This window comes from Pandoraea horticolens (assembly GCF_902459555.1).
GTDB classification, from domain to species: Bacteria; Pseudomonadota; Gammaproteobacteria; order Burkholderiales; family Burkholderiaceae; genus Pandoraea; species Pandoraea horticolens.
In genome coordinates this window covers 57,941-66,923 of the sequence record NZ_CABPSM010000025.1, presented here as the reverse complement: position 1 = coordinate 66,923, position 8,983 = coordinate 57,941, and the positions used below count along the sequence as shown (strand labels likewise).

The 8,983-nt window shown below is 54.1% G+C and carries 8 protein-coding genes and 1 tRNA gene; 1 reads left to right on the top strand and 8 read right to left on the bottom strand.

The genetic code is table 11. The annotated features are described in order from the left end of the window. The 6 genes from PHO31112_RS25285 to PHO31112_RS25260 all read right to left on the bottom strand — a co-directional run. Nucleotides 1-546, bottom strand: a 546-nt coding sequence (locus PHO31112_RS25285; protein ID WP_150624230.1) for a transposase, incomplete at its 3' end; no start/stop codon positions are given. Nucleotides 547-682: 136 nt separating this feature from the next. After that, nucleotides 683-1,720, bottom strand: coding sequence for a nucleotidyl transferase AbiEii/AbiGii toxin family protein (locus PHO31112_RS25280; RefSeq protein WP_150624228.1), 1,038 nt, complete (start codon nt 1,718-1,720; stop codon nt 683-685). After that, nucleotides 1,713-2,309 (bottom strand): DUF6088 family protein, encoded by a 597-nt coding sequence (locus tag PHO31112_RS27830; protein WP_150624226.1) that lies wholly within the window; start codon nt 2,307-2,309, stop codon nt 1,713-1,715. The genes PHO31112_RS25280 and PHO31112_RS27830 overlap by 8 nt, the downstream gene beginning before the upstream one ends. A gap of 367 nt (nt 2,310-2,676) precedes the next feature. Next, nucleotides 2,677-3,543, bottom strand: a complete 867-nt coding sequence (locus tag PHO31112_RS25270; protein WP_150624224.1) for a DNA adenine methylase — start codon at nt 3,541-3,543, stop codon at nt 2,677-2,679. Between the two features lie 62 nt (nt 3,544-3,605). After that, entirely contained in the window at nt 3,606-4,979 is a 1,374-nt protein-coding gene (locus PHO31112_RS25265; protein WP_150624222.1) for a hypothetical protein, read from the bottom strand. Nucleotides 4,980-5,086: 107 nt separating this feature from the next. Further along, nucleotides 5,087-6,754, bottom strand: coding sequence for an AAA family ATPase (locus tag PHO31112_RS25260; RefSeq protein WP_150624219.1), 1,668 nt, complete (start codon nt 6,752-6,754; stop codon nt 5,087-5,089). A gap of 422 nt (nt 6,755-7,176) precedes the next feature. Here PHO31112_RS25260 and PHO31112_RS25255 point away from each other — a divergent pair, with 422 nt between their 5' ends. After that, complete coding sequence (locus tag PHO31112_RS25255; protein ID WP_150624217.1) at nt 7,177-7,521, top strand: hypothetical protein; 345 nt, start codon at nt 7,177-7,179, stop codon at nt 7,519-7,521. A 66-nt stretch (nt 7,522-7,587) separates the two neighbouring features. Here PHO31112_RS25255 and PHO31112_RS25250 read toward each other — a convergent pair whose 3' ends face one another. After that, nucleotides 7,588-8,358 carry a hypothetical protein gene (locus tag PHO31112_RS25250; protein WP_150624215.1) on the bottom strand — a complete coding sequence of 257 codons (771 nt, stop codon included), beginning with the start codon at nt 8,356-8,358 and terminating at the stop codon, nt 7,588-7,590. Between the two features lie 446 nt (nt 8,359-8,804). After that, a tRNA-Leu gene (locus tag PHO31112_RS25245) sits at nt 8,805-8,889 on the bottom strand. Between the last annotated feature and the right edge of the window lie 94 nt (nt 8,890-8,983).

Sequence of the window (8,983 nt, the reverse complement as noted above, 5' to 3'; positions counted from 1 at the left end):
CACGCGCAGCGCGTCGAAGAACACGACCGGATACATCGGTTCGAGCGGCCGGGACTGCCAGGCGGTGACTTCACTCATCACCTCATCGGTGACCGAGCTGATGAACTCGGGCGAGACTTCGGTGCCGTACTGTTCCAGTACGAAACCCTGAATTTCACGTACGGTCATGCCACGGGCATACATAGCGATGATCTTGTCATCAAAGCCCGCGAAGCGTCGTTCGTGTTTGGGAATCAACAGTGGCTCGAAGCTGCCGTCGCGGTCGCGCGGTACCTCGATGCGGATCGGTCCGTCCTCTGTCAGGACCGTCTTGGCGCCACGGCCGTTGCGTTGGTTCGTCACGCTGGCCGGTTTGGCCGTGCCCGACGGGTAGCCGAGATGGTGGTTCATCTCGCCGCCCAGCGCCCGCTCGATCAACGCTTTTTTGAAGGCCAGCGATGCGGCATTAATGGCGTCGGCCGTCATCGGGCCGTGGCCAAACTGCTCAAGCAGCTCGGCGGGAATCGTCGGCAGTTCTGCCGATGGGGGTTTCGGTTTGCGAGGCATAGTCACTCCTTGGCGACATGTTATGCCTCAAACACGAAATTCCTGACAGGCCCCTGTGTCCGGTATTACAGGGGCAACTCCAGCGACATCTCGCTTCACCGCAGTCTGTCGACGCTAAGCATTGTGCTGCTCGATTTCAAGATGCTTTGTTGCTCGCCATGATGCGATTCAACGTGTCTTGAATGCCTACGCATTTGGCCATCAACTCATCGAATGTAACGTCACCTCCTACTAGAACGTTATCTTCGATCATTGCGCTGTAGTCCTTTGCCAGCGCGTCCCTCGCAGCGTCCGTAGGTACGATGCACAGGCCTCCCGACACGGCATGCCTATAGTCGATGGTCTTCCCGTCTCCATCCTTTTCAATGAAGAAGCAGGACTTGTGTTCGGCCACTACTGATGCGACGTCTACGTCGGTGAGAAGTGCATCGAATTTGGCGCTATCGGCAATTGACACCAAATCATGCCAGTGGCGCGCATAGCGCTCGCCACGAATTCGTCCTTGAGCGCAATAAACATGCGCAGCGGTCGCCTTCTCCCAAAACGTGCGGGATAAGCTCATCACAACAGGCTTCGCTTCGGGGAACGTAACGCCCTCTAGAAGCCCGGCGATATCGCAACGCACGGGCATTTCCATGTGCGGCTCCCCGGTCGCGCGTCCGCCAAACTCCAATTTCACGACCGGCGATACGTAACCGGTTCCGCTGGAGAGGGCTGAATAACGCAGCAGAACAGTGTCCGAGTCTTTCCCGGTCAATTCGATAGTTGCATCCAGTTCTTCCTCAGCAAGGGCGCTAGTGATGACAGGGAGAACGTGATTGTTGACCCACGCTGGAAGCTCGCGTCGTACGGCAGCCGTCCATTTGCTGGATTGGCTGCGACTTGAGGGCAGGAATTTACCCTCTGGGATTAGGTCCGGAATCAAGCGACGGATGTCGTAAGTCAGATCGACATCTTCGGAGAATCGATCGATGAGTCTGTATGCCTTGGATAGAGACGTACCACCCTTGAAAGTCAAATCGGCCGCTAGCGGAGAGTCAAATAGTGCGCGCAGTACCCAGACGACCCACACGTCCTTTTCCAGCAGATGGGCGGGCCGTCCGGATTGCTCGCGCGCGAATTCCAGGGCTTCGTACTGTTCATTCCTGTTGAGGTCGAAGAAGTACTCAGCCACGTAATGACTCCTGCCCGATAGCCTTCGCCATCCAAGATGGAAGAGCGGCACGCGAGGACGTCAAAGTGTCCCAGTCGGCTTCGGACAAGCGCCGATGAAGGGCGCCTAACGACTTGTTGACATGCGCCTGTCCCATCCATGCTAGCGCGCGCACTGCTTCGCCTGCTGGCCCGCTACCCAATGCGAGCATCCATTGCGGCGCATGCTTGATCGTCACCACCGAACGTCCGAGGTTTAGTTTCCGACTCCGTCCAGACGATAGAAATATCTCGCGAGTCGGGACTTGTTGCGTCAATCCAAGGGCATTTGCCGAATTTGCGCCATGAGATACAACAATTTCGCCGGATTTCTCCGCAAACGCCCGCACGACCTTCTCGGGCGACGGTGAACGTGTGCCAAATCGGCTCGACACTGGCGCGACGTACATTCCGCGAGCCACTCGTAGAAGGTCACCAGACTTCGCCAGACGCGAAAACGCCTGATCGATGGCCGCTCGGCTTCCCAAATGGAGGAATTCCTTAGGCGACAGAAAACAGCCCTCGGCGAGCGAACGCGCATGAAGACGAATGGATTCGGGTAGCGTAGTCATTTTGGGTGCCTCAATTTGTCATAAATTATATACTAGTTTCTGACATCATTGACATAGCTTCAAATGACAGATTGGGGAGGGCATGGGACGATCCCCTTGGGGGCAGCTTATCCCACCCTCAAGTTGCTCTGCGGAAGGTTCCTGTTTGTGAGTTTGAGCGACCTGTTACCCAGTTGGGGGACGCATGGTCGCGTGAGGGCGAGGGGCGTCTTCGATGTGCGCCCCAGCGTAAGTACGCAGTCGCTGATGAATACCCACTTTGGCAACGTAAAGCGGACTTGTGACTGGAGCGACTGACAAAACTGGCACTTTATGGCAATTGCCTCCACAGATGAAGGCAATCGGTTAGCGAATTGATGGTGTTGTTTTAGTTGTTGACTGGCCCCGTCGCGCTGGACAGCAATTCGTTTGGTGCCACCATTCCCTTCGAGAGGATTAGCAGTTCGGATGCCTTTCGCTTTACTTGAGCGTAGTACCTAAGGCCTTTGCGGTATGTCGGCAATCCGTCATACAAGCGCTCAATTTCAGGAGCGTCGTCATAAGTAAGCATCCAAGGGCATTTGAGCCCTCTCACAAGTTTCGCAAGTCGGGCGTGATCGGCTGCCTCGTAAAAGCTCATATACAAATCCCGTCCTTGAGCGAAGTACGGAGGATCAATATTGAGAAGCGCGCGCTTGGGGAGTCGTTTGCTCCATTCCCTCAGGCACTGCTCGGCATCAAGCTGACTAAGATGAATCACCTCTCGATAGGCGTGTATTCTCAGAATTTTTCGAATGAGTTCGTCCCTGTTAAACCGGCAGTCGAGCTTGTATTGGCCAGTCTGACCTTTGCCTCCGATTACCCCGCCTTTCAGGATTCCCGATCTATTGGTGCGGTTCAAAAAAAGGGTGGCGAAAGCCCGCGCTTGAGTGCTGGCCCCCTTATCAAAAAGAATAGCGCGTTGTCGAGCCCACTCGGTGATGGAGATCGGTGTGTTCAGTATCTTTTCGCACAGGGGGTCGGGGTCGTGGACAACGGCTTGCCAAAACGCCGATATGGCGGGATCAATGTCGTTCAGCCAGACCTCTGTCATGTCCCCATTGAGTAGAAGGCGCCACGCAATGCCGGCACCTCCAGCAAAGGGCTCAGCATAGACGCCGCGCATCACACCGTTTGTACGGGCCAACTCGAGAACAAATGGGGCGAGCTGTGTCTTGCCGCCGGGGTATCGCAGAGGGGAGTCAGTTATTGGCATAGAGTGAAACCATAGCAGAGTGCCGTATCGGGTGGCTGTGTTGCCTTTCCGCCAACGAGAAGCTATCGGGATTCCGAGAGCATATATTTCAATGCTGCTTCCCAAGTGTCAAACACTGCAACCAACTGCCGTCGAACGGGAATCGTTCCAAGATGTACGGCAGTACCCAATGTGTGCAGATTGTGCGCAACTGCGGATCCGGAGGATGCTTGATCCAGAACCTGACGCACTTTGCGCGGGGCGTTTGCCGCAGTCGCGTCGTCCGCGCACTTTTTTGCTAGATCCTGCTCATTCTTGAACTGTCGATTCGGGTCTTTCCGGCGTAGGTAAAGTATCTGAATCCGCTCGACAAATGCTCGAAGCAAGTAATTTGCAGCGAATTCATGATGCTCAATTGGCTGGGTTAGCATCTCGTTCCGGAGTCGCAGCAAAGTCTTATCGTTGGTCTGCACGGTAAAGCTGGAAAGCATCAACTTATTTCTGTCTGCGGTGTTTGTCGAGCTACGTGGGCGTGATGCGCCGACAGGATGTTTTACCGCATCTCCGACGAGTGCTGTTACGGGCATGGGGAGGCGCGTCGAGGGAATCATGCCTGTAGCGGCGAGCCCCTGCACATACGCGTCCCGGTCTTCTGCATTAGAACGGGAGTGGACGCGAGGCTGTTGGCGATCGTCATTCGGCAGACTATCCAGTACCAAGCTGGTTAAGACCGCATCAACTTCAGATGGATCGTGTGTATAGATGAGTTGATTAGACTCATCGAGCCCCTTCAGGCCCAGGATTGCGCGACGACTGGCGTTGTTCAAATAGCGTGATAATGTTGTCAGACTGACCTTTTGTCGTTGCTCAGCGCTGATGTGGCCCGTCTTTGCGAGGCGATCAAGGACTCTAAGGGCCAACACGTCAGCCTTCGCAGTTGTATTTGCAGATGATCTTGCGGCTGCGCGGGCCTTGGCAGGAGTGTCCCACTCGCGTGTGCCGACGCCGCTTTGTTGTCCAAGGTGCCGTCGATCAATCCAAGGTTCTGCGCTAACGCGGTCGGGAAATACGAAGACCCTGAGTTCTCGGGGAATATTCGCGTTTTGAGCTATGCGCTTAAAAGCCTCGGCGTACTCGGGGGTCGGGGCGCGACTCGGATCGGCGAGCAGCAAAAGTGCGCAAGTTCTTCGGTTGCCTTCAACTGCAACGTAGTGCCCTGGTAATCCCGTATGCTCGATCACCCCCATGATTTCAAGCGGACTTAGAGCCCCCATTTTCGCGATGTCGGTTGCTAGCGACACCAGTTGTGGGTCACAAAGTGCCCGAATGATCTCCTCTTCGCGCTCCAGCGGAATGTGTCTTGGATTTCCACTATCAAGGTGGACGAGACTCGACGAAACGACAATATATTCTTCCGCACTGGCGCGGCTAATCTTGTTTGTTTTCTCTCTTGCCATCCTTGCGCCCCCCCCCGGGTTGTACCGCGAATCTCACCAACAAAATGCGTAACGCCCAGCGCGCCTAGCTAGGGCGCAATTGTATAGTGCTCTGGTCCCGCTTAGTTCTATCGAAGCCCTAGGCGTTTAGCCGTGCCAGCAACGGCGGTCTCGAAGGCTGTCAGGAAAGAGTCCACTTCGACCTGATGTTGGGTTGCCCAAACGCGAATCACTCCCCACCGGTCCAGTTCGTCCCAATGTGTAAGCCACCAGTTCTTACTTGCGTCGCGCTGACTGCTATTTCCCGCGCCGTCCGGGAGGAAGGTGTTCAATACCTTATCGCTGCTCGGGTTATTGACGTCAAACTGTAACAGCACGTCTTGCAGTACATCGTCCTCTGAACTCGCGACGTCTCTGAGAAACTTTTTAATGATGTTCTCGGGGGAGCGGTCTGTGCCACTGGCCCCTCTGGGGCATGGTAGCTTGATAGTGTTGCCGCGCACTGCTGCTTTTCTGGGAATCGTTGTATCCGCATCGACGATCAGCACACGATCCTTAAAGATAGGGTCGTGTTCAGGAAGCTTAATCAGATTGGATCCTCCCACCCCTAACGGAATTAGTTTGATGGCGATCCCATATTTTCGGCCAAGTGCGGCTTTTTTTCCCCGAGGAACTAGAGCGTCACAAAACTGCTTTCCCTCTAAGTCTTCGAAATAAACGCACAAGGTTGGTTTGTGTGACTTCGTGTCAGTGGCGCCGCTATCACGCAATGCCATGTCGTCCAGGATAGCTGCAAGCGACTGATCTTCGGCTATTCTTGGACGTTTTGTATCCAGTAGGTAGTACACGGCATCGGGTGTTTGATTGCTCTTATTTCCATCTGGATGTATTGCCTCTATCAGCCTTGGAGAGTGAGTGGTTGCAACGATTTGTAGATCTAGACGTCTGGCGTAATTCTTAAGTGCCTGAGCCAAACGGTCTATGGCGTGAGGATGAAAACCCACGTCCAATTCGTCGATAATCAACAGGCCGCCGACATACTGGTCCGCAAGTTCTCGCTTAAGGCGATTAAAGGATGCCAGTGCAGTGGCAATGCTGGCCAAACTGTCCTGTCCCATTGAGACCGCCAAGGCGTCGTGCTTTTCGTATCCAGGCTGTGCGGTCTTCTTCTTGGAGCCCTTGATGCTCAAGTGTGTGACGTCGGTCGTCACTTTGCTTCCGAGGATGATCGAGCCAACGAAGTCTGCCATTAGCTGCTTGTCTTCTGCATCCATAGGCATTTGAGTGCTATTCACCTCGCGTTCGTCGGCTTCGCCGATCGATGCGAGCCGCTTCATGCCCAGGTAAATCGTTGGTAGCGGAATTTTGGCATCCTGGCCAATTGGGTCGTCCTCAGCCTTATCAATGGTACGGGGGACAACGCGGGCGCGCATCCATTCGCTTCGCTGAGTCATCGAGCATCTTTTGCGAATTTGAATGTCACCGACCTTAGCAGTCACGATCGGAGCGGCCGCAGGATGCTCTTGTACTTTTGCAACCTCTTCGAGCGCCAAATACACAATGCGCTCAATGTTTGCGGAAAAGGGGTCGCCGAAGTAGCTCTTTTTACCTGTTTGAGTCGATGTGCCAAACGTATTGGCAACCAACCCCAGGATCGTGGATTTACCGATGCCGTTGTGTCCCGCAATCAGCGTTAGTCGATCTGCGAAGTCAATCTTGAGATTGCCAAGCTTACGGAATGGCGGATTACTAAATTCCAGTGATCGCAATTTTATAAACTTAGAGACTGCGGTCATCTACCCTTTCCCCTTATCAAGTGTCTTGTCGGTATTTCTGGGATTAGCGTGCATCAGGCCGATTCCTCTGGAATGAACCAATGCTGGAAAATTGTTCCCGAATTCTACCAAATGACATTGAAAATGGCGCAAGACTGTACACATCTATTCATTAGATGGTCGGCTATATTTGTATGGATCATGTATTGATTTTTGGGGGGCGGTCAGAAAATATTCTGACGATTCTTCGCCGTTGCCCTTTAATGGCGCGTCGGCGGTGTGTTGGGGCTGGGGCGGTGACCCAGCATCAATTTCGCAACGTGTGGCGCTGTCTCGGCGGCAATCTGTTGCAAGCGGGGGGGGGGCGAAGCGGCAATGATTTGGAATGCAAAGCTCCTTAGTGCGCTTCGGTCGAGCAGATGCAGGTCAATGCGGCGTAGAAGATGTTGCCAGCAAAAAGCCATCAAAGCCAAGCGCGAAACGGTCTTGGCTTTGATGGCGCGGCGAAGATCTCAATAATCCGGGTGTTCCCGACCGATTCTGTTGCGCCTCATATAGCACGCAACGTGCGGGTACTGGTGCGGTTCCTGTGTCAGAATTTGGCGCGCGATGATCTTTACTTCGGTCGATTCGACACTGCAAAAGCTATTGGGCGGTGGACTCGATTGCTCTACCCGTTCCAACCTGAACTCGTTGATCGTGCAAATCGTTGGTGGTACTGCATCTGCTGGCGCTTTTGGCCGCCGGCTGAGCTCGCAGTAAGCTTGATGCGTACGATGAAAGAATAATCCTCTCAATTTTCAGAGTCGCTCCCTGGTCAGACTCGAGCTCACTCTTCTCTATCAGCTTTTCACTCATTTGTACCTCTCTCCTACATACGCTGCAATCCCGCCACAGGCCACGAAGATGGCATTGCGAACCTCAGGCAAAGCGAACGCATCTTTCTCTGTTGAGTCCAAATATACTACGCCAAGCGCATGTTGGCCTGAAGCGTCACAAATTGGGACAGCCATCCAAGCGAAACTCTCTCTCGAGATGTTTCTGCTGTCCGCCTCGGTGTATCCCCAGTGCTCACGAAGCTCCGCTTCGAATGAGGCGATATCTTCGCTCTGCCGAGACTGAGTGTAGGGGGAGAGTGTTCGCGCCGCTTTTCCGGCAATGCCTGAACGGATTGAGAACTTCCTTCCTCGACCTCCCTCCCTGGGGCCCCCAACGTAGTCCACCAGTTGTTGAATTTCCGTTGCTGTATCGAGAGGCGGGACCACACGATGAAAGGTTACGCGCAACTTTGATTTTGCTGCGTCAGGTTGAAGTCCTGCTTCATGAGCGACAATTGAATGAAGGGCGAAGAGAGCGGCCCTTAATCCTTCGTGAGTCCGCTCCGTAGCCTCTTTTTCCTTTTTGTCCTGCGAGTTTGCCGCAAGAATCTTAAGTATAGCTGCAACGATAAGCCACAGCGCGGCGACTGCGGAGACATACCCGAATACCCTGGCGGCGGGTTCCTGGACCAGCCGAACGGCAGTTATTATGGCTGCGATAGCTGGTGCGCCGCTGCCTAATGATTCGATGGCGGTTTTTGTCAAATACCACGGTGTACGATCTGGTTCCGGAATCGGCTTTGCCAAAACTTTTCCCCCAAAACGATTTGTATTGTGATTTTGCGTCAACTGTATGAGATGTCTCGCCATCTTAGCTGCGCTCAATTCATAAAGCGAAGATCGGCGTTCGTGAATTTATTCGACTACCTTGTTCCCGTCCATTCGCAACGACGGTCGCGGGCTCATTTCTCGGGTACTTCGCGCTTGACGACGATTGATTGGCGAGCGGCCTGAATCAGAGTAGACCCCCGCACGAGATTAATACACATGCGGTTGGAAGGTCGTGCAAGGCGGCTTTGGTGTGCTTGGCGGAACACTGCCGTGCAAATTCTTGTGGATCTGGGCTCGAGGTTATGTCGGTCAGAAACATTGCCAACCCAGCGACCGCGATAGGGGGGGCATTGAGCGTTTTCGCGTGACTACGCCAAAATTACGCCAAACAACCGGGAAAGCCTTGCGGGATATAGATCTTGTGGTGCCCAGGGCCGGAATCGAACCGGCACGCCTTGCGGCGGGGGATTTTGAGTCCCCTGCGTCTACCAATTTCACCACCTGGGCGGGTGTGCGTTCACCGAATGGTGTCGCAGCGTGATTCGTACGAGGAACCCGAGGGCTCACCGGACGAAGGCGAGATTATGACCGAAATTTCTCC

Bases quoted from the DNA above. Each gene is read 5' to 3' on its own strand.
- PHO31112_RS27830 (WP_150624226.1), bottom strand. From the start codon at position 2,309: ATGACTACGCTACCCGAATCCATTCGTCTTCATGCGCGTTCGCTCGCC.
- PHO31112_RS25270 (WP_150624224.1), bottom strand. From the start codon at position 3,543: ATGCCAATAACTGACTCCCCTCTGCGATACCCCGGCGGCAAGACACAG.
- PHO31112_RS25265 (WP_150624222.1), bottom strand. From the start codon at position 4,979: ATGGCAAGAGAGAAAACAAACAAGATTAGCCGCGCCAGTGCGGAAGAA.
- PHO31112_RS25260 (WP_150624219.1), bottom strand. From the start codon at position 6,754: ATGACCGCAGTCTCTAAGTTTATAAAATTGCGATCACTGGAATTTAGT.
- PHO31112_RS25255 (WP_150624217.1), top strand. From the start codon at position 7,177: ATGTTGCCAGCAAAAAGCCATCAAAGCCAAGCGCGAAACGGTCTTGGC.